Source organism: Kitasatospora sp. NPDC029312, assembly GCF_055569215.1.
The window spans coordinates 91,330-115,897 of record NZ_JBVHXY010000009.1; the positions used below are offsets into that span (position 1 = coordinate 91,330).

Genomic DNA, 24,568 nt, shown 5'->3' on the forward strand with positions numbered 1-24,568 from the left:
CGTCATTCCGGCCCTCCGACGGCCATCCGGCCCACGGTGGCCCGGTCGAGTTGCGGCAGGCGGCCCCACTTGCCCGCGTGCCAGGGTTCCTGGTTGTCGCTGGGCCTGGCCCGGAAGGGCCGGCCGAGTTCCCGGCAGAGGTACTGGGCGGCGTACCGGCCGCTGGTGGCGGCCCGGATGAGGCCGCCGAGCGAGGTCCACTGGCCGGCCATGGAGAAGCCGCTGAGGCCGGGCAGTCGCATCCGGTCCCGGTTGACCAGGCGGTTGGCGGCGTCCTCGGCCTCCGAGAAGGCCTGCCACGCGAGGATGCTGCCGTAGGTGTTGCCGGTGAACCGCTCGGTGGTCACCGGTGAGGCGACGTCGACCAGTTCGATCCGCCCGGCGAGCTCCGGGTGGGTCCGCACCAGGAACTCCCGGACGAACGAGGCCACTTCCTGCTTGCGGGCCCGGTAGGCCCGGCGGTCGCGCACCCGTAGCTCCTTCCAGGAGCGGTAGTCGCTGAAGTAGGTGCAGTGCAGGACCGACTTGCCGGGCGGCGCGAAGCCCTCCGCGTACTGGGAGCGCAGCTGCACCACCAGGCTGTGCTGGAGCGAGCCGGGGAGCCGGGCGCCCTGCTCGGGCGGGAGCAGGTAGGTGGTGCTGTGCGGTTCGCCGGCCGGCAGCGGGCCGTCGACGCCGACGAAGGCGGAGACCACCGCCGGGTAGAGGTTGCCGGGCTTGTCCAGGAGTTCGCCGTACAGCCGGTCGGTGGCGGGGCTGGAGTAGCGGCCCTCGAGCAGCCGCTCGAGCACCGTCGGGCCGTCGCAGGCGGCCACCACGTGGTCGGCGAAGTGCCGTGAGCCGTCGCGCAGTTCGACACCGACGGCACGGCCTTCCTCGACCAGGATCCGTTCCACCCGGCAGCGGTAGCCGATCACCCCGCCGAGGGAGGTGTACCGCTCCTCCACCGAGCGGGCCAGGCCCAGCGAGCCGCCCTGCGGGAAGCCCGCGTTGCCGGTGTGGGCGGCGGCCAGGGTGTACAGATACGGCAGCAGCGGGAAGCCGGCCGGCTCCTGGAGGAACATGTTCGGAAAGGCCCGGCGCAGCAGCGGGTCCTGGAAGCGCTCCGCGAAGCCGCTCATCGGGGTGGTCGCGGTGCGCCAGAACAGCCGGAAGGCGGGCAGCACGGCGCGCAGGGTGCGCAGCCGTTCGGCCGTGGTGCGCAGCGGTGGCGGGGTGAGGTCCCAGGGCAGGTCGATCGCGGCGAAGCGGCGCAGGTCCTTGCAGAAGGCCCGGATCGGCGCGGCATCGCCGGGGGCGAGGGCCAGCAGGTGGGCCTCCAGCCGGTCCGGGTCGGTGTGGAAGGTGACGGACCGGCCGTGTTCGTCGACGACCCGGTTGAAGGTGTCGAAGTGCGCCACCGACTTGCCGTCCAGGGCGCCGAGTTCCTGCCAGACCTGGTGGGCGCCGGTGCCCTCGGCGGTGCCGATCAGCCAGTCGATGCAGTAGTCGAACAGGTAGCCGTGCCGGGACCACGCGGTGCAGCAGCCCCCGGGGAGGACGTGCTTCTCGAAGATCCGGGTCTCCAGCCCGCTCATCTGGGCGTAGCAGCCGGTGGCGAGGCCGGCCAGGCCGGCCCCGATCACGATCACCCGGGGCGGGCCGCCGCCGGCCCGCTCCCTGGCGGACCAGTCCGGCCCGCGGTCAACCTCGGCCATCGGCGGTGCCTCCGGCCAGGATGGCGCCCGCGAGTTCGGCGTTGCGGGCGGCGAACCCGCCGTCGAGCATCTCGGCGTGGCTGCCGTGACCGGCGTACACGGCGGTGCCGGTGGTGGAGGCGCCGTGCCAGGAGCCGCTTTCGCCGCCGACGTGGATGCCGAGGCGCTCGCGCTCGCAGACCACGTCGACTTGGGCGTTCACCGTGCCCGTGTTGGGGGTGCGGCTGCAGAACTCCAGGTAGTCCCGGGCCTGCTCCAGGGTCTCCTGGGCGACGATCCGCGAGCCGGTGTGCCGGTGCAGGTGCTCGCGCAGTTCCCGTTCGAAGACGGCCACGTGCTCCTCGCCCAGGTCGAACGCCTCCAGGGTCCGGTAGGCGTCCACCAGCAGGACGGAGGCGACGGTGCGGCCGCGCCGCTCCAGTTCCTTGGCCACCTCGAAGGCGAGGTTTCCGCCGAGCGAGTAGCCGAGCAGGACGTACGGTCCCGGCGCGTGCAGTTCCTCGACCAGGTCCGCGTAGCGGGCGGTCTTGTCGTCGCCGGTGAGGTAGTTGAAGGCGGCGATCCGGTGCTCGGGCAGGTGGGTGGCCAGCTGCCGGTAGACCAGGCCGTGGCCGCCCGCCGGCGGGAAGCAGAAGACCGTGCGCGCCTCCGGCGCCCCGGGGTTGAACCACAGGTAGGGCTCGCCGCCGGCCACCTCGCCGGTGATGATCTGCTCGACCGTGCGGGCCATGCCGTGCAGGGTGGTGACCTTGAACAGCAGGCCGACCGGGATGCTGATGTTGAACTCGGTCTGCAGGTGGTGGATCAGCTCGATCAGCCGGATCGAGCTTCCGCCGAGTTCGAAGAAGTCGTGCTGGAGTCCGACGTCGTCCAGGCCGAGCAGGTTCTTCCAGTGCGCGGCGACGCTGACCTCGTAGAGGGTGACGGGTGGTTCGTGCCGCTCGCCACCGGTGTCGGCCTTGGGCTCGGGCAGGGCGGCGAGGTCGACCTTGCCGTTCGGGGTGAGCGGCAGGGCCGGCAGTTCGATGAGGTAGGAGGGGATCATCACGGTGGGCAGGTGCTCGGCGAGGTGGCGGCGCAGTTCGCGGCGGTCCAGCTGGACGCCCTCGGCGGGCACCAGGTAGGCGACCAGCACGGATTCGCCCGAGGCGTCCGGCCGGACCGCCACGCAGGCTTGGGCGAGTTCGGGCAGCGCGGTCAGGTGGGCCTCGATCTCGCCCGGTTCGATCCGGTGCCCGCGCACCTTGACCTGGTTGTCGATCCGGCCGAGCAGGTGCGCGGTGCCGCCGGTGTCCCAGTGGCCGAGGTCGCCGGTGCGGTAGAGCCGCAGCGGTGTGCCGTCGAGGTCCAGGGTGGCGAAGCGCCGTTCGGTCTGCTCGGGGTCGTTCGGGTAGCCGGCCGCCACACCGGCACCGCCGATCCACAGCTCGCCGGGGACCCCGGCCGGGACGGGCTCGCCGTAGCGGTCGAGGACGTAGAGCGCGCTGTTCGGGAAGGGCCGGCCGATCGGGACCATCCGGCCCGGCTCCAGGTCCTCGGCGGTGCCCTCGTAGTAGCTGCTGTCGACGGTGGCCTCGGTCAGGCCGTAGGAGTTGACCAGCCTGGTCTGCGGCCCGCACAAGGCGTGCAGCCGTCGGTGCTCGGCGGCCTTCCAGGAGTCGGATCCGACGATCAGCAGCCGCAGGAAGTCCAGCCGCAGGTCCCCGCGTTCGCAGTAGGCCAGCAGGGCTCGGGCCACTGCGGGCACGAACTCGCCGCAGTCCACGGCCTCCTCGCGCATCACCCGGTACAGCCGGGCGGTGTCGAAGAGCAGGTCGCGGTCGACCAGGACGAGGGTGCCGCCGGTGCCGAGCGCCCGGGCGAGGTCGCCGGAGAACACGTCGAAGGCGGTGCCGGCCATCTGCAGGTGCACCCGCACCTCGGTGTCCAGCCGGTACTCCTCCCGCCAGCCGGCCGTGACCGCGGCCAGGTTGCGGTGGTCGACCCGGACGGCCTTGGGGCGCCCGGTGGAGCCCGAGGTGTGGATGACGTACGCCGCCCGGTCCGGGTCCGCGGCGGGCAGCGGCCCGGTGGCGGTGGCCGGCCGGCCCAACTCCTCCAGGGTGACCAGCGGGGCGGGCAGTTCGGCCGCCGGCGGGCGCCGTTCGTCCACCACGACCAGGGCCGCCCCGGCGTCGGCCACCTGGTAGGCCAGTCGGTCGGCCGGGTGGCCGGGGTCGAGCGGCAGGTAGGCGGCGCCGGCCCGCCAGATCGCCAGCAGGGTGGTGATCAGCTCGGGCGACTTGTCCAGACAGACCGCGACCACCGAGCCCTCGCCGACGCCCAGTTCGCCCAGCCGGGCGGCGGTGCGCTGGGAGTTCCGGTCCAGTTCGCCGTAGGTCAGCCGCCGGACCTCACCGCGGCCGGGGGCGGCCACCGCGACGGCCTCCGGGTGCTCGGCGGCGGCCTTGGCGATCAGCTCGGGCAGCGGCACCGGGTGGTCGATGCACCGCTCGGCGCCGCTGAACTCGGTGAGGATCCGTCGGCGTTCGGCCGCGTCCAGCATCCGCAGCCGGCCGACCGGCTCACCCTCGGCGGCCCGGGTCATGGCGTCCAGCAGGTTGCGGTAGTGCGCGGCCAGCCGCTGGACGGTGGCGGGCTCGAAGAGATCGGAGTTGTACTTGAAGACGCAGTGGAAGCAGCCGTCCGAGCGGTCCTCGTAGGCGGACAGGGTGAGATCGAACTGCCCCTCCTCCTCCGGGAGTTCGATGTACTCCAGGCGGTACCCGAAGCGTTCCACGGCGACCTTGTGGGTGAGCAGGATGAACATCGCCTGGAACACCGCGGAGCGGCTCGGGTCGTGCTGCAGCCCCAACTGCTCGACCAGCAGTGGGAAGGGGTACTCCTGGTTGTCCAGACCGCCGAGCACGCTCTCGCGTACCCGGGCCAGCAGCTCGGCCACCGTCGGCTCGCCCGCCAGGCTCACGTGCAGCGGCAGCGGGTTGACGAAGTAGCCGTAGACGGAGGCGAACTCCTCCTGGGTGCGGCCGGTGACGGGGCTGCCGACCACGATGTCCGGCTGCCCGGACCACCGGTGCAGCAGCAGGTAGTAGGCGCTGAGCAGCACCATGAACGGGGTGGCACCGTGCGCGCGGGCCAACTCGTGGACCCGGGCGGTCAGCTCGGCGTCCAGCTGGAAGAACTCGGAGGCGCCGTTGTGGGTCTGCACCGCCGGGCGCGGCTTGTCGGTGGGCAGCGCCAGCACCGGGATCTCGGCCGGCAGGTGCCCGCGCCAGTAGTCGAGCATCCGCTGCGCCTGCGGCCCGGCCAGGAAGCGGTTCTGGTGGTTGAGGAAGTCCAGGTAGCGGGCGGCCACCGGGGGCAGTTCGGGGGTCAGGCCCCGGCGCAGCGCCTCGTAGACCTCGAACAGCTCCTCGATGAAGGTGAAGGTGGAGATCGCGTCCGAGACGATGTGGTGGACGGCCTTCATCAGCACCCAGCGGTCCGGCCCGCGCCGGAACAGCCGCAGCCGCACCAGCTGGTCCTCGGCCAGGTCGTACGGTCGCCGGTACTCGCGGACGATCAGCTCGTGGATCTCCTCCCAGGGGCGCCCCTCGACGTCGAACAGGCCGGTGTCGGGGACGACGTCGCCGCGGATCCGCTGGACGGGGCGGCCCTCCTCGGCGGTGAAGGCGGCGCGCAGCCCGGGGTGCCGGTCGACCAGGAAGGCGAAGGCCGCGAACACCAGGTCCGGATCGAGTTCGGCGCGCACCTCGACGGCGCCGCCGATGTTGTACGCGAAGCCGTCCGGGTGCAGCTGGCGCAGGAACCACAGCGCCTGCTGGTTGTGGGTGAGCGGGTAGCGGGCTTCGTCGGTGTGGAGCTCGATCTCGGCCTGCTCCGGGCCGCCCTCGGCGGCCAGCCGCTCGGCGAGGCCCTCGGTGAGCAGGTCGACCAGGTCGCCGACGGTGCCGTTGCTGAGCAGCGCCACCACCGGCAGGGCGACGCCGAGTTCGCCGTGCACCCGGGCCCGCAGCTCCATCGCCAGCAGCGAGTCGAGGCCGTGGGCGCCGAGCTTGGTGTCCTGGGTGATCCGTTCGGTGGCGGTCCGCAGCACGGCCGCGGCGGCCGCGGTGAACCGCTCGGCGACCAGGTGCCGGCGGGCCTCGGGGTCGGCCGCGCGGTAGGCGTCCAAGAAGCCGCCGGTCTCGGCCGGGGCCTGCTCGGCGGCGCTCGCCGCGAGGTCGGCGACCAGCGGCGGCGGGGCGGGGTACCAGGCGAGGAAGGTCGGCCAGTCGACCACGGTGGCGACCAGCAGCTGCGCCCGGTCCTGCCCGAGGACGCGCTCCAGTACGGCGGTTCCGGCCTCCGGCGGCAGCGAGCTCATGCCGCGCGCGTTGCGGTAGTGGGCGACCAGGCCGAGTTCCTCGATCATGCCGGTGGCCCAGGGGCCCCAGTCGAGGCTGAGGGCGGGCAGGCCGGCGGCCCGGCGGTGGTGGGCCAGGGCGTCCAGGAAGGCGTTCCCGGCCGCGTAGTTGGTCTGTCCGGCGGTGGTGAGCAGCGAGGCGACGGAGGCGAACAGCACGAAGTGGTCGAGCGGTTCGGCGCTCAGCAGCCGGTGCAGCAGGTGGCCGCCGATGACCTTGGGGCTGTACCCGGCGTCGAAGGCCGGGCGGTCCATCTGTGCCAGCAGGGTGTCCCGGACCTGCCCGGCGAGGTGGAACACCCCTCGGATCGGCGGGAGTTCGCGCTTTCGGTAGTCGGCGAGCCAGGCGGCGAGGGCGGATTCGTCGGTGACGTCCACCGGGGCGAGCAGCGGTTCGGCGCCGAGGGCCTCGAGTTCGCGCAGGAAGGCGATCCGCTCCCCGGCGGGGCTCGCCGGGTCGACGGCCTGCCACTCGGTGCGGTCGGGCAGGGCGGTGCGGCCGACCAGGATCAGCCGTCGGGCGCCGCGCTTGACCAGGGTGCGGCAGAGCAGTCGGCCGAGCGCGCCGAAGGCGCCGGTGACCAGGTAGCTGCCGTCGGGGCGCAGGACCGGCGGCAGCGGACGGGTGAGGCCCTCGGCGCGGCGCAGTCGGCTGGTGAGCCGGTCGCCGCCGCGCAGGGCGATCTCCTGCTCGCCGTCGGCGGCGAGTTCGGCGAGCAGCGCCTCGGCTTGGTCGGTGGCCGGGGCGGCCGGGTCGAGGTCGATCAGGCTGCCGCGCTGGGCGACGAGTTCCTGCTGCCACAGCACCCGTCCGATGCCCCAGGCGGGAGCGCCGAGCGGTTCGACCGGGTCGTGCGGCGCGGCGGCCTGGGTGCCCCGGGTGACGATGTGCAGCCGGCCGTCCGGTCGGGCGGCGGGCAGTGCCTGGGCGAGGGCGATCAGCGAGTAGGCGCCGAGCGTGGCGAGCCCGTCCAGTTGCCCGGCCTCGACGGCGTCGAGGGCGGGCAGGTCGAGGTTCCAGAGGTGGACGACGGTGCGGTACTCCGGGTCCAATGCGGCGAACAGCCGCTGGAGGTCCTCGGCGGAGTCGGGCCGCACCGTCGCCTCGCCGTCGCCGAGCCGGAAGGAGTCGCCGGGCCGGACGAGGTGGCAGCGGGTGCCGCGCTCGGCGGCGAGGGCGGCCAGCCGTTCGGCGAGGCCGCCGCCGTCGGCGAACAGCAGCAGGTCGCCGGTGGGCTGGTCGGTCGGCGCCGCGGGGGCCGGCATCCAGGCGAGTTCGGTGAGCCAGCCGTCGATGGTGGCCAGGCCCACCGAGGCGGAGGCCCGGGCGACGTCGGCGACCCGGAAGCCGGTGATCCGCCCCAGCGGGGTGCCGTCCTCGCCGTAGAGGGCGAGGTCACCGACGAGTTCCTCGCCGTCCTCCCGGACGACGGTGGCGTGCGCCCACAGCGGCCGGGCACCGGCTTCGTCGAGCCGGACCTCCTCGATCGAGACCGGCAGCCGGACGCTGCCGTCCTCGGGGGCGTGCAGCCGGGTGGTCAGCAGGGTCTGGAAGCAGGCGTCCAGCAGGACGGGGTGGAGGTGGTGGTCGGCCGCCCCGGGGCCGAGCTGCGGCGTGGGGCGGATCAGGGCGAGCGCCTCGCCGGGGCCGGCCCACACCTCGGTGATGGCCTGGAAGGCGGGCCCGTAGTGGTAGCCGCGCTCGGCGAGGCGCCGGTAGCAGTCGGGGCCGTCGAGGCGCTGCCCCCGGGCGCGCAGCGCGTCGAAGTCCGGTGCGGGCGGGTGGGCGCGGCGCTGGCCGGTGCGGACCCGGCCGCTCGCGTGTACGGCGGGCTCGCCGCCGGCCGGGGTGGAGGCGATGGTGAAGCGGGCGTCCTCGGGCGCGTAGCCGAGCTGGACGGGCACCGGCTCGGACTCGGAGAGGAACAGCGCGCGGTTGAGCTCGACCTCGGCCAGCACCACCTCGGTGCCGCCGGTGAGCGCCCGGACGGCCTGGGCGGCCATCTCCAGGTAGCCTGCGGCCGGGAAGACCACCTGTCCGTCGATCCGGTGGTCGTCCAGGTAGGGCAGCCGCTCGGGGTCCAGCGCGGTGGTCCAGCCGGGCTGGGCGCTCGCGGTGCGGCGGCCGAGCAGCGGGTGGTCGACCCGCCCGAGCCGGACCTGCTCCACCGGCTTGGGCTCGACCCAGTACCGGTCGCGCCGCCACGGGTAGCCGGGCAGCGGCACCGGGCGCCCCGCCGGGTGCAGCGCGTCCCAGCTGAACTCGACTCCGAGTGTGTGCAGTTCGGCCAGGGTGCGGGTGAAGCGCTCGGGCTCGTCCTGCTGGCGGCGGATCGAGGGCAGGGTGTGCGCCTGCTCGGCGCACTCGCGGATCGCGTGCCCGAGGACCGGGTGCGGGCCGACCTCCAGGAAGAGCCGGTGGCCGTCCTCGGCCATCCGCTCGACGGCGGAGCGGAACCGGACCGGGTTGCGGACGTTGCGCCACCAGTACTCGCCGTCCAGCTCCGGGCCCCGGGCGAGCCCCTCGTGGGCGGTCAGGTAGAGCGGCAGCTGCGCCTCGCGCGGCTTGATCCCGGCGAGTGCGGCGATCAGCTCGTCCCGGATCGGGTCCATCCGCACGCTGTGGTACGGGACTTCGACGTCCAGGAGGCGGGCGAACACGCCCTGCTGTTCGAGTTCCCCGGCGAGGTCGCGCAGCGCGTCGGTGTCCCCGGCGAGGGTCACGGCGGAGGGGCTGTTGACGGCGCCGAGCGAGATCCGGGCCGAGTACGGGCGGATCCGGCGTTCCGCCTCGGCCTCCGGCAGGCCGACCGCGAGCATCGAGCCCGTCCCGGCCAGGCGGTGCTGCAGTCCGCTGCGGGCGAGCACCACCCGGACGGCGTCGGGCAGGTCGTACACCCCGGCCTCGTGGAAGGCGGCGACCTCGCCGGTGCTGTGCCCGACCACCGCGTCCGGCACCAGGCCGTGGCTGCGCCAGAGCGCCGAAAGCCCCACCTGGAGCGCGAAGTTGGCGGGCTGGGCGAGCCAGGTCTCGGCCATCCGGGAGTCCGCCTCGTCGCGGCCCAGTTCCTCCAGCAGTGACCAGCCGGCCTGCTCGCGGATCTCCCGGTCGACCGCCTGGACGGCCTCGCGGTAGACCGGCTCGCTCTCGTAGAGGCCGCGGCCCATCCCCCACCACTGGGGGCCCATACCGGTGAAGACCCAGGCCAGCCGCCGCTGGCGGCGCTCCCGGGCGCTGCCCTGGACCACCCGGGGGTGGCTCTCGCCGCGCTCGCAGGCGGCCAGCGCCTCGTCGAGGTCCTGCGGCCCGGAGTAGACCACGGCGAGCCGCTCGGGCAGGTGCTGGCGGCGGTGCGCCAGGGTGTGGCCGAGGTCGGCGAGCGCCGTTCCGGCGGCGAGCTCGGCGCGGACGGCTGCGGCCAGCTCGGGCAGTCCGGCGGCGTCCCGGGTGCTCAGCGGAAGCACCGTGCGGGCGGGCTGGGGCATCTCGGCGGCGGCCGGGGCGGGCGGCGGCGGCTCCTCCAGGAGCACATGGGCGTTGGTGCCGCCGAAGCCGAAGGAGTTGACGCCCGCGCGGGCCGGCCCCTCGTGCTCGGGCCAGTCGACGGGGGCGGTCGGGATCTCGAAGGGCAGCGCGGCGAGGTCGATGCCGGGGTTGGGCCGTTCCAGGTTGAGGTGCGGGGGGATGCGGCGGTGCTTGAGGGCGAGCGCGGTCTTGATCAGTCCGGCGACGCCGGCGGCGGCCTCGGTGTGCCCGATGTTGGTCTTGACCGAGCCGACGTAGCAGCGGTCCCCGGAGCGGCGGCCGATGCCCAGCACCCGGCCGAGCGCGGCGGCCTCGATCGGGTCGCCGACCGGAGTGGAGGTGCCGTGCGCCTCGACGTACTGCAGGCTGCCGGGCAGCACCCCGGCCTCGGCGCAGACCCGCTCGATCAGGGCTACCTGGGCGTCGGCGCTGGGAACGGTGATGCCGTTGGTGCGGCCGTCCTGGTTGACGCCGCTGCCGAGGATCACGGCGTGCACCGGGTCGCCGTCGCGCAGCGCGTCGGAGAGCCGCTTGAGCACCACCACGCCGACGCCCTCGGCCCGGACGTAACCGTCGGCGGAGGCGTCGAAGGCCCGTGAGCGGCCGTCCGCGGAGAGGAAGCCGCCCTTGGTCTCGGCGATCGTGTACTGCGGGGCCATGTGCAGCAACGCGCCGCCGGCCAGGGCGAGTTCGGTCTCGCCGCGGAGCAGGCTCTGACAGGCCAGGTGGACGGCGACCAGCGAGGAGCTGCAGGCGGTGTCGATCGAGACGCTGGGGCCGCGGAAGTCGAAGCAGTGCGAGATCCGGTTCGACACCATGGTCATCATGGTGCCGGTGGCGGTGTGCGCGGCGATGGTGGCGAAGTCGAGGTCGGCGAACTGGAGGATCTTCCAGTCCAGGGTGAAGGCGCCCATGTAGACGCCGACGTCCCGCCCGGCCAGCTCGCCGGGGCGCAGCCCGCCGTCCTCCAGCGCCTCCCAGCTGACCTCCAGGAGCTTGCGCTGCTGCGGGTCCATGTGCTCGGCCTCGCGCGGGCTGATGCCGAAGAAGTCCGGGTCGAAGGTGTCGAAGCCGTCGATGTAGCCGCCCCGGCCGCCGATCAGCCGCCCCGGCTTGGCGCGGTCCCGGCTGCCCAGGGTGCGGGTGTCGTAGCGGTCGGCGGGGGTGTCGGTGAGGCAGTCCCGACCCTCGATCAGGTTTCGCCAGTAGGTCCGGTGGTCGTTGGCGTGTCCCGGCAGGCGGCAGCCGATCCCGGTGATCGCGATCCGGTCGCTGGGCACGGCGAAGGGCGAGGTGGTCATGGTCCAATCCGGGGTCGGTGGCGGGACGGCGCGGGTGGCTGGGGCGGCTTCTGGGGCCGGGGTCAGGCGGGCTGCTCGGCGGCCCTGGTCCGGCGCCGGGGGTGCGACGGGGTGGCGGGGAGCTCACCGGCGGTCGGGAACGCGGCCGGGGCGCGGCCGAGCCGGCCGGGGTGGACGTCGATGCCGGAGCGAATACCCATCCACGGGAATGAGTAATCCGACCACGAACCCTGAATACGCCGAGAAGCCGATCGGGGACGACGGGAGTTGGACCCGGAACTGCGCTTCGGAGGCGGCGGAGAAATCATTCCCGGCATTGTTCGCGGAATTCCCGGGGCGGCCGCCGAGCGGTCCGGTCGGCGGGGCGGGCAGGCCGGCGGGGCCTGCGCCGCGGGCGGCCCCGCCGGGCTGACCTGGCCGTCGGGCACGGCCAACGACACGAGTGGGAAGGCCCGGTCGGGCGCCCGCCGCAAATGCGGTCTGGTGGCGACCGCGCACCGCACTCCCCGGTGCGGAAGCGGCCGGGCGAGCCGGCGTGCGATGGCGGACAGCACGCGCCCCCTTGTTCTTCGCGGACCAATGACTGGAAACGTCAGAGACTCTAGCGGGACCGGAAGGCCGGGGCAGTCATTCGACGTGTTAACGCCATAAATGACTCGATCGGCGGAAGATCCGCGCACGAAGTTGACGCACGGACGGCGCGAAGGGGGCGTACTCGGGGGCGAACTGTGCGAGCACGGAGCGCGGACCACGCAGACCCGAGCTGGGCACCGTCGCGCGCCCCGCCGATCGGGTCAGCGCCCGACCAGCTCCGCGAGCCGGTGGGCGGCCTGCGGCGCGTGTGCCGCCAGGCGGGCGCGCAGCCCGCGCAGCTCGTGGTCGACCAGCGCCGGCAGGGCGGCCGGGGCGGACTCAAGAGCGGCCCCGAGCAGGTCGACGGCCGTGCGCGGATCGTGCGCGCAGGCGTGGCAGTCGGCCGCCCGAACGGTGAACAGCAGTCGGCTGGACGGCAGCTGGCCCGGGCCGAGCAGGCCGAGCGCCGTCTCGGTGGCGGCCAGTGCCCGGCGGGCCAGCCCCGGGTCGTCCACGGCGGCGGAGAGGTCGCGCAGGGCGGCAGCCGCGGCGGACTCCACCCGCAGCCGCATCGAGGCGATGGACAGCCAGGGCACGTCCGCCTCGTCCCGGTCGTCCATCCGGTCCAGGTGCGCCCGGGCCAGGCCGATCTGCCGGACGGTGGTCCGGACGTCGCCGGTGAGGGCGTGCGCGCGGGCCCGGCTGATCCGCCCCATCGCCCCGGCCCAGTGCCGGCCGGGGGCGACCTCGTCGATCGCCCGGGCGTAGCCCAGCGCGGCGACCGGATCGCCGTCCAGCCGGGCCAGGATGCTCAGGTCGCTGAGCGTGCCCACCAGGGTGGGCTGGTCCCCGGCCAGTTCGGCCCAGGTGAGCGCGCGGTCGAAGCAGGCCATCGCGGTGGCGTTGCGGCCGCCCTGCATCCGCAGCGCCCCGGCGGCGTGGGCGTGTTCCGCGGCCAGCCGGGCGAGCGGCCGGCGTTGGGCGTCGGACGCGGTGGCCAACCGGACCAGCACCGCGTGCAGGGTGCGCTCGACGGCGACGGTCAGGCCTGGGAGGCCCCCGGTCTCGCCGGAGCGCAGCTGGGCGGCGAGCAGGCCGGTCAGGGCATGGGCGGTGGCGGCGTCCAGCGGCGGCGCACCGAGCGACTCGACGGTGCGGCCGGTGTCGCAGAACTCCGCGTGCAGGGCGGACAGTTCGGCCGCTCCGGGCACCCGGCAGCCCTCGGCTCCGTGCAGCGGGCAGAGCAGTCCGTAGTCGGGCAGCCGGGTCGGTGCCGGCGCGGATCCGGCGGCCGGGGCGGGGAGCGGCCAGGTCGGCGCCCCGCCCGGCAGCGGCGGCCGGACCAGCCCTGGCGGGAAGGGCGGGTAGGGCGCGAGCGGCGGCTGTCCGGCGGCCTCGGCCCGCAGGCAGGCGTCCCGCAAGTCCCCGCCCGCACCCAGCAGTTCATCCATCCGGTCGGCCGTCCTGGGGGCGACCCGGCGGGCCCCGTGCTCGATCTTGCTGACCGCGGTGTGGTCGTAGCCGATCCCGGCGCCCAATTGCGCCTGGGTGAGCCCGGCCCGGCGCCGCCAGTGCCGCAGCCGGGCACCGAACTCCCGCCAGCGGTCGCGGTCCTGGGCGTCCGAGGGCGCCGGAGCGCCGCTCTGCGCCGACACCCGCGCTGCCGAGTCCGAACGGTTCCGGTGCACGGCTGCCTCCCGGGAGACAGGCCCTGGCGCGGGGCCCTGCGACGAGTCCGACGTTGAGGACGGTACTCGATGGTGCCCGTCGCGTACATGACGTGGTCTCAACCACTTGGAGACACGCCCAGCTTGACGGGGAACGGCGGCTGCGGCTTGACGGAATTTGCCAACCCCTTGCCCGGCCTGCACCAGCCGTTGACCCGGGCATGCCGCCATGTGAGGGTTCGGGCACCCGAGCGCGGACGGCCCGCCCGGCCGTCCCCCGGACCCGGCCCGCGGTGTGCCGCCAGCCAAGCCGTCCGCGGTCGAGGACCCCCACATCCGAGGAGCCTCGATGCAACGCAGAGTTTCCCCAGGACGGTTGCTCACCACGGCGACCACCCTGACCGTACTGGCCGGCCTGGTCATCACGACCGCGGGACCGGCCGGCGCCGCGCCCGCGCCCTCCCCCACCCCCGCGCCGCCGAGCGCCCTGGCCGCCGCCGTCAACGCCGCCGACGCCGCCGCGGCGGCCGGACTGGACGCACTCGCCAAGGGCCCCGACGAGACCTACGAACGCCGCTCCGTCACCCCCTGGCTCGGCGGCCTCTACTCCGTCTCCTACGAGCGCAGCTACCACGGCCTCCCGGTGGTCGGCGGCGACGCCGTCGTCCTCGCCGACGGCCAGGGCAAGGTCCGCGGCCTGCAGTCGGCCTCCCCCGGCCCGGTCGGCGGATCGACGGCCCCGCGGGTCAGCGCCGGCGACGCGGAGCGGACCGCACGGACCGAGCTGCCCGTGGTGGACACGGTGCAATCGCACCGCCTGGTCGTCCGGGTCAAGGCCGGCACGAGCCGGCTCGCCTGGGAGACGGTGCTGAACGGCCGCACCGAGAGTGCGCCGAGCAGGCTGCACGTGTTCGTCGACGCCGCCACCGGTGAGGTCGTCGACAGCTACGACGACGTCCGGGCCGGCAGCCTGAACAGCAAGTGGAACGGCCCCGGCCCGCTCACCATCAACACCACCGGCTCGGGTGGCTCGTACGCGCTGCGCGACCCCAGCCGGCCCGGCCTGAGCTGCTCCGACTACAGCACCGGCCAGGTGTTCACGAAGTCCTCCGACTCCTGGGGCACCGGTAACCCGTCCAGCAAGGAGACCGGCTGCGGCGACGCCGTGTGGGCGGCCCAGCAGGAGTGGAACATGCTCCGCGACTGGCTCGGCCGCAACGGGCACGACGGCAACGGCGGCAGCTGGCCGGTCAAGGTCGGCCTGAACGACGTCAACGCCTACTGGGACGGCAGCTCCGTCTCCATCGGCCACAACCAGAACGGCGAGTGGATCGCCGCCCAGGACGTCGTCGGCCACGAGTTCGGCCACGGCATCGACCAGTACACCCCCGGCGGCGCCGACAACGAGAACGGCCTCGGCGAAGGCACCGGCGACATCTTCGGCGCGCTCACCAAGGAGTACGCCAACCAGCCAGCGCCCTACGACTACCCCGACTACCAGGTCGGCCGCGAGGTCAACCTGGTCGGCCAGGGCCCGATCCGCAGCCTCTACCAGCCCTCGCTGGTCAACAACGACCCGGACTGCTACTCCTCCGCCATCCCCAGCACCGAGGTCCACGCGGCGGCCGGCCCGCTGAACCACTGGTTCTACCTGCTGGCCATGGGCTCCAACCCGGGCGGCGACAAGCCCACCAGCCCGACCTGCAACGGCTCCTCCGTCACCGGCATCGGCGTCAAGCAGGCCGGCCAGGTCTTCTACGGCGGCATGCTGCTCAAGACCAGCGGCATGACCTACAAGCGCTACCGCACCACCACCCTGACCGCGGCCAAGAACCTCGACCCGACCTGCACCTCCTACACCCGGGCCAAGGCCGCCTGGGACGCGATCAACCTGCCCGCCCAGCCCGGCGACCCGACCTGCACGCCGTCCGGCACCAACGACTTCTCGCTCGCGCTCGGCCCGGCCGCCGGCTCCGTCCAGCCCGGTGCCTCGACCACCGCGACGATCTCCACCTCCGTCACCTCGGGCACCGCGCAGACCGTCAGCCTGAGCGCCTCGGGCGCCCCGGCCGGAGTCACCGCGACGATCAACCCCTCCTCCGTGCAGGCGGGGTCGTCGGCGACGCTCACCCTGGCGGCCTCCTCCGGCGCCCCGGCCGGGACGTACGTGATCACCGTCACCGGCACCGCCGGCGCGGCCACCCACACCGCCCAGTACACCCTCACCGTCGGCGGCGGGGGCACCCCCGGCCCGGCACCGGACATCGACGTGGCCAAGGTCCAGGCCCACCTGACCCAGCTGAACACCGTCGCCAACCAGAACGGCGGCAACCGCCGGGCCGGCAGCGCCGGGCACAGCCAGTCGGTGGCGTACCTCAAGGCCAAGCTGCAGGCCGCGGGCTACACCGTCAGCGAGCAGACCTGCACCTCCTGCACCTACCAGTCCGACAACCTGATCGCCGACTGGCCCGGCGGCCCCTCCGACCAGGTCACCATGTTCGGCGCCCACCTGGACAGTGTCTCGGCCGGCCCCGGCATCAACGACAACGGCTCCGGCTCGGCCGTCCTGCTGGAGAACGCACTCGTCCTCGCCCAGCAGAACCCGAGCCTCACCCGACACGTCCGGTTCGCCTGGTGGACCGGCGAGGAACAGGGCCTCCAGGGCTCCCAGTCCTACGTCGGCCGGCTGAGCTCCACCCAGCGCTCGGCGATCAAGGCCTACTACAACTTCGACATGGTCGGCTCCCCCAACGCCGGCTACTTCATCAACAACCTGACCTCCGCCGCCTCCGCCCCGATGAAGGCCTACTGGGACTCCCTCAACCTCCAGCCCGAGGAGAACGTCGAGGGCCAGGGCCGCTCGGACGACTACTCCTTCCAGCAGGCCGGCATCCCGACCTCGGGCTACGCGGCCGGCGCGGACGCCGTGAAGACCTCCGCCCAGGCCGCCAAGTGGGGCGGAACCGCGGGCCGTTCGTACGACTCCTGCTACCACCAGTCCTGCGACACCACGGCCAACATCGACCCCACCGCGCTGAACCGCAGCGCCGACGGCGTGGCCTACACCATCTGGAAGACCTCGGTCGGCGGCACCACCCCCGCCAACGACTTCTCCCTCGCGGTGAACCCGGCCACCGCCACCGTCAAGCCCGGCGGCTCCGCCACCACGACCGTCGCCACCACGACCACCTCCGGCTCCGCCCAGACGGTCGATCTCACCGCCACCGGCGTCCCGGCCGGGGTGACCGTTTCCTTCAGCCCGGCCTCGGTGCAGTCCGGTGCCTCCGCCACCATGACCGTCGCCACCGCGGCGTCCACCGCGGCCGGCACCTACACCATCACCGTCAGCGGGGCCGGCTCGGCCACCCACACCACCAGCTTCACCCTGGTCGTGGGCAACGGGAATCCCGACCCCGGCGGCACCTGGACACCCGGCACCACGTACCGGACGGGCGACCTGGTCACCTACAACGGTGTCACCTATCGCTGCGTCCAGGGCCACACCGCCCAGGTCGGCTGGGAACCGCCGATCGTCCCGGCGCTGTGGCAGCCGGTGTGACCGGCCGGTGCTGACTGATACCCGGTGAACCGGCTGCGCCGCGGCCCGTCGAGAGGGACGGACCGCGGCGCAGTCTTGTGCGGTGGCGGGCGCCCGAAGAAGGAGAAGGGGAAGAAGAAGAGCAGCGCGGTCAGGAAGGTGGTCGGGCCGATCCAGGTCGCGAACTTGGCGATCCAGTCGGGCCAGGCGTGGATCCGCGGCGGCTCCGGCGTGCCCGGGGGCTCTCCTCGGCGGTGCTCAGTGGTTGCTCCCGGCACTGCCGGGGACCCTGCTGCCGGGGTTGGACCCACCGCTGGGTTTGGGGCCGCCGGCCCGGCTGGAGACGGGCAGGTTCTCGTGGGTCTGGATCCGCTTGCTTGAGCCGTCGACGGTGACCGTGAGGCAGATCGTTCGGCTCATAGTGCCCGGTGTCGGTGCCGGCAGCGAGAAGCCGGCCGTCTCGCTTCTGCCGTCGGTCACCTGAACCTGCCGCGAGTCGGGGTCCTTGGCGTACGCGGTGCTGTTGCAGTCGCTCACCTTGCTGATCACGGCCACGAAACTGGTCTTCGAGGTGAAGGACAATGTGATGTCGGCGAATTCGTCCGTGCCCTGGACGTTCGCCGAGGGCTCGCCGGCGGTCCGGAACCCGCCCTGGTCCCCGGTGTCCTCGGTCCGCTGCTCCCCTGTCTGCCCTTGACCGCCGTTCCCGCCCTGGCCGGACTGGCTGCCCTGGTTGCTCTGGTCGGCCTGGTTAGCCTGATTGGCTTGGTTGGCCTGGTTGGCAGTGCCGGAACCACCGCCGCCGCCCGAGCAGGACAGCAGGGCCGGTACGAGCAAGGCGGCCGCCAGGTGACGGGCCGCCCGGCCAGTCCCGCCGCTTCCGATGTGCCGGGTCCCGGGCATGTCTTCTCCCATCCGTGCAGCGAACCGGGGCCGGTCGGCCCCGTGGCACCGTAGCCGTTCGCACACGGTACGGCGGAGCGCCGCGCAGGCCCGGCCGGGCCCGCCACTCGTTCGACGCAACCCGGCCGCGCTCCCACCTGGCATAGAGTCGACCGGACGCCCCATCAGCAGGCAGCAGGAGAAGAGGATCCGTGACCACGGAGGCACACCCCGTCCCCGAACTGCCAGCGGACGTCGTGGAGCAGTGGCGCGCCGAGGAGGCCCAGTTGGTCGATCTGCTGGCCCGCGCCCGGCGCCGGGTCGGCGGCATCGCCGCCTTCCGGCTGGGCCCCACTCCGACGGTGCTGGTCACCGATCCGGCCGCGGTGCAGCACGTGCTCGGCCGGCACCCCGACCGGTACGTCAAGCGCTCGCACCGGGCCCGGATGCTGGTCGGCGACGGTGTGCTCTCCGCCACCGGCGACGCCTGGAAGCGTCAACGGCGGATCCTACAGTCCCAGTTCACCGGCCCGGGCATGCGCCGCTACGAGCAGCGGATCGCCGCCGCCGCACGCCGCACCGCGGAGCGCTGGGAGGGGTACCGGTGCAGCGGGGAGGTCTTCGACGTGGCCGAGGAGATGCGCGGCTTCGCCCTGGACACGGTCTGGCGGGCGCTCACCGGTGCGCCGCTGGACGACCGGACGAATGGCGAACTGCGAGCCGTGGAACGGGTGGTGGCCGCCATGCCGACCCTGCCGACCGACGCGGCGGACGCCCGGGACGCGGTCGCCGAGGACCTCGCCCGGATCGACGCCGTCGCCCAGGCCGCCATCGACGCCGCGCGCTCGGCCCACGGCACCGGGGAACCGGGCGGTGGCGTCCTCCGGACGTTGCTCGATGCGACCGCCCAACACCCCGAGTACACCGACCGGTTGATCCGCGACGAGCTGGTCACCCTGCTGGTCGCCGGCCACGAGACCACTGCCACCACGCTCACCTGGCTGTTCCTGCTGCTCGACGACAACCCGGCCGCCCGTGACGCCGACCCGCAGGCGCTGGTCAGCGAGACCCTCCGGCTCTACCCCTCCGCCTGGCTGCTCCCCCGCCACGCCGTCGAGGACGACGTGGTCACCGGCCACCGGATCACCGCGGGTACGGACGTGCTCGTCTGCCCGTACCTCACCCACCGCGATCCCGATCTGTGGCCCGACCCGGAACGCTTCGACCCGGCGCGGTTCGCCCCCGGCGCGGACCGCCCCAGCCAGTTGGGCGCCTACCTGCCCTTCGGCCTCGGCGCCCGCGCCTGCCTCGGCACCCAGTTCGCCCTGCGGGAGACCACCGCGCTCCTGGAACTCCTCCTCCCCCTGGGCCACGTGGAGTTCCGCTCCCGCCCGACCGGCGCGACCTACAGCATCACCGTCCGCCCCGACGGCCCGACCCCGGCGGTGCTGCGCTGAGCCGCTGCTCCAGCGACCTCAGCCCCTGACCGCGCGCCCCCGGGCGGGTGACCGGGCACAGGCCGGGGCGCCGTAACGCGGGCGTGGCCGTTCCCGATGCCGGGGCGCGGCCACGATCGAGGCGACGCTGGACTTCCATGAGCCGACGATGGGCGGCGGCGCCTCGGTGGTCGCACACCCCGCGCCCACGCCCCGCATCGGACGCCTCCGCTGCCGTTCTCCGTCACTCGGAATCGCTAGGGCGGGCGGAGTCATCCGAAGCGACATCCTTCCTGGTCCCATCAAGGGTGCCTGGGCGGGATGACCCGGCCCGGCTGATCTCGGACGGCGGAGGGCCCTCAGGTGTTCAGGGTGTGCCCCGTGGTGGCGTCGACGTGGTCGGGGACAGGGTCGTGGCGGTCACCGACGGTCGGGGTGCCGGCGGGCTCGAACATGAGGATCGCGGCGCCGGCCGGGGCATGGGGCTTGTGCTCCGTGCCGCGCGGCACGGTGAAGACGGCGCCCTGGGGAAGCACGACGGTGCGTTCGCCGACGGGTTCGCGCAGGGAGATGCGCAGCTCGCCGTCGAGGACGAGGAAGAACTCGTCGGTGTCGTCGTGGGCGTGCCAGAGGTGTTCGCCCTCGACCTTGGCGATGCGGACGTCGTAGTCGTTGACGCGGGTGACGATGCGGGGGCTCCACAGGGCGTCGAAGGTGGCCAGGGCCTGGGCGAGGAGGATGGGTTGGTTGCTCATGGGTCCATCCTGGGTCGTGACGGGCGCTCGGTGTGAGTGCTAGAAATGGCACATGCCGCAAGGATCCTCGCAGTCGGCGCGCCCGGCGGGCGGCGTGCACCGGGTCGTCGTGATCGTCGACGAGAACTCGAACCCCTTCGAACTCGGTTGCGCTACTGAGGTGTTCGGGCTGCGCAGGCCGGAGGTCGGCCGTGACCTCTACGACTTCCGGCTCTGCTCCCCCGAGCCGGGCATCCTGATGCGGGACGGCTTCTTCACCCTGACCGGGGTCGCCGGGCTGGAGGCTGCCGACACCGCCGACACCCTGATCGTGCCCAACCGCCCCGACGTCGAGGTGCCCCGCCGGCCCGCCGTACTGGACGCCGTCCGGCGGGCGCACGCGCGCGGCGCGCGCCTGGTCGGCTTCTGCAGCGGCGCGTTCACCCTGGCGGAGGCCGGGGTCCTGGACGGGCGCCGGGCCACCGCGCACTGGCAGTGGGCGGATTCCTTCCGGGCCAGGTTCCCGTCCGTCCGGCTCGAACCGGACGTGCTGTTCGTGGACGACGGCGACATCCTGACCGCCGCAGGCAGTGCGGCCGCGCTCGATCTCGGGCTGCACGTGGTGCGCCGCGACCACGGCGCGGAGGTGGCCAACGCGGTGAGCCGGCGGCTGGTGTTCGCGGCCCACCGGGACGGCGGCCAGCGACAGTTCGTGGAACGCCCGGTGCCCGACCGGCCTGGCGAGTCGCTGGCTCCGCTGCTGGCCTGGGCCCAGGGGCGGCTGGACGCGCCCCTCACCGTCGCCGACCTCGCGGCGCGCGCGGCCGTCAGCCCGGCAACCCTGCACCGCCGCTTCCGCGCCCAGCTTGGCACCACGCCGCTGGCCTGGCTCACCGGCGAACGACTCGCCCTGGCCTGCCGCCTGATCGAGCGCGGCGAACCCCGGCTGGAGGCGGTCGCGCGGCGCAGCGGGCTCGGCACGGCAGCCAACCTGCGCGCGCTGATGCGGCGCGAGACGGGCATCTCGCCGTCGGTGTACCGGCAGCGGTTCGGGCCGGGACGAGCTGACACGGGGGACGAACGGACGGCAGGGACGAACTGACGGGGACGAGGGGACGATCCGACGGCCGAGGACGAACCGACGGCGGGGGCGCTGTCGGCGGCTCCGGTCTACAGCGTCCGCACCTGCTGACCCGGCCCTGACCGCGCCGGCACCGGTCCCCCTCGCCCCACGGGAGCAAGAGGCCGCACGCGTGGGCCCAGCGGCTCAGCGCCGCGAGACACACCTGCGGAGCTCGACGCGCTTCGCTGCGAGACGGCCGTCGGGTCGCCCGTTCCCGGATACAGCCGTATCGAGGTCGCGGTGCGCCTCGCGGCGCGCGGCGCACGGCAAGGCCTGAGCGGACAACCCGCAGACTTCCCCCACCGCCCCGGACGGAGCCTGCCGAGGTCTCGTCGGTCCGGCTGCAGGCGGCCCTGGCGGGCGGCTGGCGCGGTTCGCCCCGGGGCGGGTGGGTGGAGCCGCCGAAAAGTGATCCGCGCGAGGTCGTCACACATCCGCGCCGGGATCCGTCGGATCAGTGAAAGCACCGATCACCCGAGAGGAACCCGACCATGACCGCCCCCGCGACCGCCGGCCGTTCGATCACCACCGAGATCCCGCGGCGCCCCCGCCTCGCCACCGACCCCGGGGAGCTCGTGCCCGAACTCGCCGAGGTGTCCGCCGCGTTGTTCAAGGCCGTCGGCAATCGCTCGGTCCCCCGCAGCACCATCAGCCTGGTCCAGCTGCGGGCCGGCCAGATCGCCGGCAGCACCTACCTGACCGTCCTGCACACCGGCTTCCTGCGCAAGGCCGGCGAGTCCGAGGAGCGCATCACCTCGGTCGCCACCTGGCAGGACTCCCCGTACTTCACCGCATCGGAGCGTGCCGCCCTCGCCCTCGTCGAGGCCTCGCTCCAGCCCAACCCGCACGGCGAGCGCGTCAGCGACGAGCTGTACGCCGAGGTCGTCGAGCACTACGACGAGAAGGCGCTCACCACGCTCATCATCGCCATCGGCCAGGTGAACTTCTTCACCGCCATCGCGCTCATCGCCAAGCCCGTCCCCGGGCGTTCGTTCACCGACCCCTGGGCCTGACCCGCCACCCCTCCACCCCGGGGGGGGGGGGGGGGGGGGGGGGGGGGGGGGGGAGGGAGGGCCGCCCCCCGCCTCCCGTGTGCCGTTGGGGGGAGGGGGGGGGGGGTGGTGTACGTAGGGCACGGTGTGGTGGGGTTGTTCCTTCTCCCCCCCCCCCCCCCCCCCCCCCCCCCCCCCCCCCCCCCCCCCCCCCCCCCCCCCCCCCCCCCCCCCCCCCCCCCGGGCCCGACCGCTTCGCACCCGCAGACCGAAGGATCAGGCCTGGTCAAGGTGCCACCGATTCCTCCGGCGCCGCTCACACGTGAATATGATCGCCGTCCCGAGCGTTGCATCAAGCAACTGCACCGCAGGACCGACGATCAAGGGGAACGAACGCATGATCGCACTCTCGGACGAGCCGATGACCTGGGTCATGGCCGGGGACAGCATCACCCAGGCCGTCCACCACACCCACGGCGCCCGCGGCTGGGTGGAGCACGTACAGGAACGCGTGTGCTGGCAGCTCGAGCGGCTGACCGACATCGTGATCAACTCGGGCGTCTCGGCCTGGAAGGCCACGGACGTGCTCGCGGCGTACGACTTCGTCATCGGACGGTTCGCCCCGGACGTGCTGTCGCTGTCGCTCGGCACCAACGACGCCCGCGCCGGCCTGGACGGCGTCAAGGAGTTCCGCGACGCGATGCGCGAGATCATCGACCGCTCCGCCGGCGCACAGATCGTGCTACACACGCCCCTCGTCGTCAGCCACGCCGGCCGTGCCTTCCGCGCCGAACAGCCCGCCTACTGCCAGGCCGTCCGCGAACTCGCCGAGGAGACCGGCGCCCAGCTCGTCGACCACGAGGCCCACTGGCTCGCCTACTTCCCCGACGGCGAGGCACTCGGCTGGCTGGACGACCCCGCCCACCCCAACGCCGCCGGCCACCTCCAGATGGCCAACCACACGCTGCGCAGCCTCGGCCTGGGCGAACTCACCGAGCTGTGACGGGCCGCGGGCTTACTTGTCGAAGCCGGGCGGCCGGCCACCGGCGCTGCCGCGCCTGCGGCGACCGGCCGCTGGTCGGCCTTCTCCGGGATGACATGCCGATGCCTCGTTTCCGCAGGTAGACAGGGCGCTGCCTAACTCGTGATCCGCAGTCAGGACCGGAGCCGTCGGAGAAAGCCAGGAGCGAGCGTTGAAGATCGCTGGGTATAGTGCAGGCGCTTTGCCCCGATGACCCCATCGCCGAGGAGGCCGTCCCATGGACCCCGTCACGCTGATCACCGGTGGCTCGACCGGAATCGGCGCCGCCACCGCCCGCGCCCTGCTCAAGCAGGGCCACCGCGTGGCCGTCACCGGACGCGACGCGGGCAAGCTTGCCGCCTTCGCGACCACCGCGGGGGCGGGCGAGCGGCTGCTGACGATCACCGGCGACGCCGGCGAAGCGGATGACGTCGCTGCCGCCGTCCGCCACGTGCTGGACACCTGGGGCCAGCTGGACAACGTCATAGCCAACGCTGGTTTCTCCCTGCCCGGCAACCTGGAGACCCACGCCCCTGAGGACATGCGCGCCATGATCCTCACCAACGTCCTGGGCCCCGCCCTGCTGATCCAGGAGACCCTGCCCCACCTGAGGACCTCCAAGGGCCGAATCGTGATCATCGGCTCGGTCGCCGGTGTCCGCCACACCCCCGGCAACCTCTACTCCGTCACCAAGTGGGCCGCCCACGCCCTCGCCGAGAACACCCGCCTCCTGGTCGGCCAGGACGGAGTCGGCGTCACCGTTGTCGCCCCCGGCATCGTGGACACCCCCTTCTGGCACGCCCGCGGCGGCACCCCCGAGGCAGCCGCCACGATGACCGCCGAGCAGATCGCGGACACGATCGTGTTCGCCATCAACCAGCCCGCGGGCGTGGACATCAACCACATCACGATGCGGCCGACGGGGCAGGTCGGCTGAGGTAGACCTGCCAAGGGTCGAAAGGCTTAGCGACTTACGTGATCGACCGAACAACCCCTAAATCGTAGTTCGCACCACCCCCGCCGAATTCGCCACGTTCCTCCGAGCCGCCGAAGCGGGCGAGTTCGACTATCACGCCATCTGACCCGGTGGCCCTTCGCTCCGTGGAGCGAAGGGCCACCCAGAAGGCGTATCCCGCCAGCGGCAGTAGCACCAGGCGATGATTCCGCCCTCAGGATGAGCAGGCCTGTTCGCCTGCCCGACGGCGTCGGATGTAGGCGATGGTGAGGGCAGCGACCAGGGGCCCCCAGGCCAGTAGGGGTGCGTAGCAGACGTCCATGATCACGCCTGCCGTGTCGTGCGGGAAGTCGGGGTTGTCGAGCGGCCCTCCTGGCACCAGGGTGACCGCGGCGCACAGCCCCGTCACCGCAATGGCGCCCGCTGTGGCGGGTACGGCCACCGCCGGCGGCGGGATGCGGCGGCCGCCCAACCGCGGAATCCAGCGCGGCACCCGTTCGCCCCACGGCTTCACCAGGCCCAGCGTCAGGCAGGCGGCCGCCTGCGAGACCACCGACAGGATCAGCACGTAGACCATGATCGGGGTCCCTGTGTAGAGAGAACCGAGTCGTCCGGTGAAACCGACATCCGCTCCGAACCCGAGGGCGAGCCGCCACACACACGAAGGCACTGTGCAGAGCACCGTCGCCCACGCCGCACGCACCGCCCAGCGAGGGGC

General features: G+C 73.5%; 13 protein-coding genes. 6 read left to right on the top strand and 7 right to left on the bottom strand.

From position 1 onward, the window contains the following. Positions 1–2 precede the first annotated feature (2 nt). The 4 genes from ACZ4WV_RS10470 to ACZ4WV_RS10485 all read right to left on the bottom strand — a co-directional run bounded on the left by ACZ4WV_RS10470 (position 3) and on the right by ACZ4WV_RS10485 (position 13,190). Positions 3–1,697, bottom strand: coding sequence for a phytoene desaturase family protein (locus tag ACZ4WV_RS10470; protein ID WP_465744853.1), 1,695 nt, complete (start codon positions 1,695–1,697; stop codon positions 3–5). Further along, positions 1,684–10,929, bottom strand: coding sequence for a non-ribosomal peptide synthetase/type I polyketide synthase (locus tag ACZ4WV_RS10475; protein ID WP_465744855.1), 9,246 nt, complete (start codon positions 10,927–10,929; stop codon positions 1,684–1,686). Before ACZ4WV_RS10475 ends, ACZ4WV_RS10470 begins: the two co-directional genes overlap by 14 nt. Positions 10,930–10,991: 62 nt before the next feature. After that, positions 10,992–11,129: a hypothetical protein gene (locus ACZ4WV_RS10480; RefSeq protein ID WP_465744857.1), complete on the bottom strand. Its 138-nt coding sequence runs from the start codon at positions 11,127–11,129 to the stop codon at positions 10,992–10,994. Positions 11,130–11,723: 594 nt separating this feature from the next. After that, positions 11,724–13,190, bottom strand: coding sequence for a helix-turn-helix domain-containing protein (locus ACZ4WV_RS10485; RefSeq protein ID WP_465744859.1), 1,467 nt, complete (start codon positions 13,188–13,190; stop codon positions 11,724–11,726). A 328-nt stretch (positions 13,191–13,518) separates the two neighbouring features. On the opposite strand from ACZ4WV_RS10485, the gene ACZ4WV_RS10490 reads away from it, so the two are divergent. Beyond that, positions 13,519–16,728 (top strand): M28 family peptidase, encoded by a 3,210-nt coding sequence (locus ACZ4WV_RS10490; RefSeq protein WP_465744861.1) that lies wholly within the window; start codon positions 13,519–13,521, stop codon positions 16,726–16,728. A 237-nt stretch (positions 16,729–16,965) separates the two neighbouring features. Here the strand turns inward: ACZ4WV_RS10490 and ACZ4WV_RS10495 are convergent, their stop codons facing one another. After that, positions 16,966–17,610 (bottom strand): hypothetical protein, encoded by a 645-nt coding sequence (locus tag ACZ4WV_RS10495; protein WP_465744863.1) that lies wholly within the window; start codon positions 17,608–17,610, stop codon positions 16,966–16,968. A gap of 191 nt (positions 17,611–17,801) precedes the next feature. On the opposite strand from ACZ4WV_RS10495, the gene ACZ4WV_RS10500 reads away from it, so the two are divergent. Beyond that, positions 17,802–19,046 (top strand): cytochrome P450, encoded by a 1,245-nt coding sequence (locus ACZ4WV_RS10500; protein ID WP_465744865.1) that lies wholly within the window; start codon positions 17,802–17,804, stop codon positions 19,044–19,046. Between the two features lie 338 nt (positions 19,047–19,384). Here the strand turns inward: ACZ4WV_RS10500 and ACZ4WV_RS10505 are convergent, their stop codons facing one another. Further along, a complete protein-coding gene (locus tag ACZ4WV_RS10505; RefSeq protein ID WP_465744867.1) occupies positions 19,385–19,780 on the bottom strand; it encodes a cupin domain-containing protein in 396 nt (131 codons plus the stop codon). A gap of 52 nt (positions 19,781–19,832) precedes the next feature. Here ACZ4WV_RS10505 and ACZ4WV_RS10510 point away from each other — a divergent pair, with 52 nt between their 5' ends. The 4 genes from ACZ4WV_RS10510 (at position 19,833) to ACZ4WV_RS10525 (ending at position 23,832) form a co-directional block, all read left to right on the top strand. Beyond that, complete coding sequence (locus ACZ4WV_RS10510; protein WP_465744869.1) at positions 19,833–20,861, top strand: helix-turn-helix domain-containing protein; 1,029 nt, start codon at positions 19,833–19,835, stop codon at positions 20,859–20,861. 512 nt (positions 20,862–21,373) lie between these two features. Then, entirely contained in the window at positions 21,374–21,895 is a 522-nt protein-coding gene (locus ACZ4WV_RS10515) for a carboxymuconolactone decarboxylase family protein (protein ID WP_465744871.1), read from the top strand. A 376-nt stretch (positions 21,896–22,271) separates the two neighbouring features. Further along, positions 22,272–22,877, top strand: a complete 606-nt coding sequence (locus ACZ4WV_RS10520; protein ID WP_465744873.1) for an SGNH/GDSL hydrolase family protein — start codon at positions 22,272–22,274, stop codon at positions 22,875–22,877. 256 nt (positions 22,878–23,133) lie between these two features. After that, entirely contained in the window at positions 23,134–23,832 is a 699-nt protein-coding gene (locus ACZ4WV_RS10525) for an SDR family oxidoreductase (RefSeq protein WP_465744875.1), read from the top strand. Positions 23,833–24,064: 232 nt separating this feature from the next. Here the strand turns inward: ACZ4WV_RS10525 and ACZ4WV_RS10530 are convergent, their stop codons facing one another. Next, positions 24,065–24,427, bottom strand: a complete 363-nt coding sequence (locus tag ACZ4WV_RS10530) for a hypothetical protein (RefSeq protein WP_465744877.1) — start codon at positions 24,425–24,427, stop codon at positions 24,065–24,067. Positions 24,428–24,568: the final 141 nt, after the last annotated feature.

What these genes read in the sequence shown, in the direction of transcription:
- ACZ4WV_RS10470 (WP_465744853.1), bottom strand. Translation starts at nt 1,697, where the DNA reads ATGGCCGAGGTTGACCGCGGGCCGGACTGGTCCGCCAGGGAGCGGGCC.
- ACZ4WV_RS10475 (WP_465744855.1), bottom strand. Translation starts at nt 10,929, where the DNA reads ATGACCACCTCGCCCTTCGCCGTGCCCAGCGACCGGATCGCGATCACC.
- ACZ4WV_RS10480 (WP_465744857.1), bottom strand. Translation starts at nt 11,129, where the DNA reads ATGGGTATTCGCTCCGGCATCGACGTCCACCCCGGCCGGCTCGGCCGC.
- ACZ4WV_RS10490 (WP_465744861.1), top strand. Translation starts at nt 13,519, where the DNA reads ATGCAACGCAGAGTTTCCCCAGGACGGTTGCTCACCACGGCGACCACC.
- ACZ4WV_RS10495 (WP_465744863.1), bottom strand. Translation starts at nt 17,610, where the DNA reads ATGCCCGGGACCCGGCACATCGGAAGCGGCGGGACTGGCCGGGCGGCC.
- ACZ4WV_RS10505 (WP_465744867.1), bottom strand. Translation starts at nt 19,780, where the DNA reads ATGAGCAACCAACCCATCCTCCTCGCCCAGGCCCTGGCCACCTTCGAC.
- ACZ4WV_RS10510 (WP_465744869.1), top strand. Translation starts at nt 19,833, where the DNA reads ATGCCGCAAGGATCCTCGCAGTCGGCGCGCCCGGCGGGCGGCGTGCAC.
- ACZ4WV_RS10515 (WP_465744871.1), top strand. Translation starts at nt 21,374, where the DNA reads ATGACCGCCCCCGCGACCGCCGGCCGTTCGATCACCACCGAGATCCCG.
- ACZ4WV_RS10520 (WP_465744873.1), top strand. Translation starts at nt 22,272, where the DNA reads ATGATCGCACTCTCGGACGAGCCGATGACCTGGGTCATGGCCGGGGAC.
- ACZ4WV_RS10525 (WP_465744875.1), top strand. Translation starts at nt 23,134, where the DNA reads ATGGACCCCGTCACGCTGATCACCGGTGGCTCGACCGGAATCGGCGCC.
- ACZ4WV_RS10530 (WP_465744877.1), bottom strand. Translation starts at nt 24,427, where the DNA reads ATGGTCTACGTGCTGATCCTGTCGGTGGTCTCGCAGGCGGCCGCCTGC.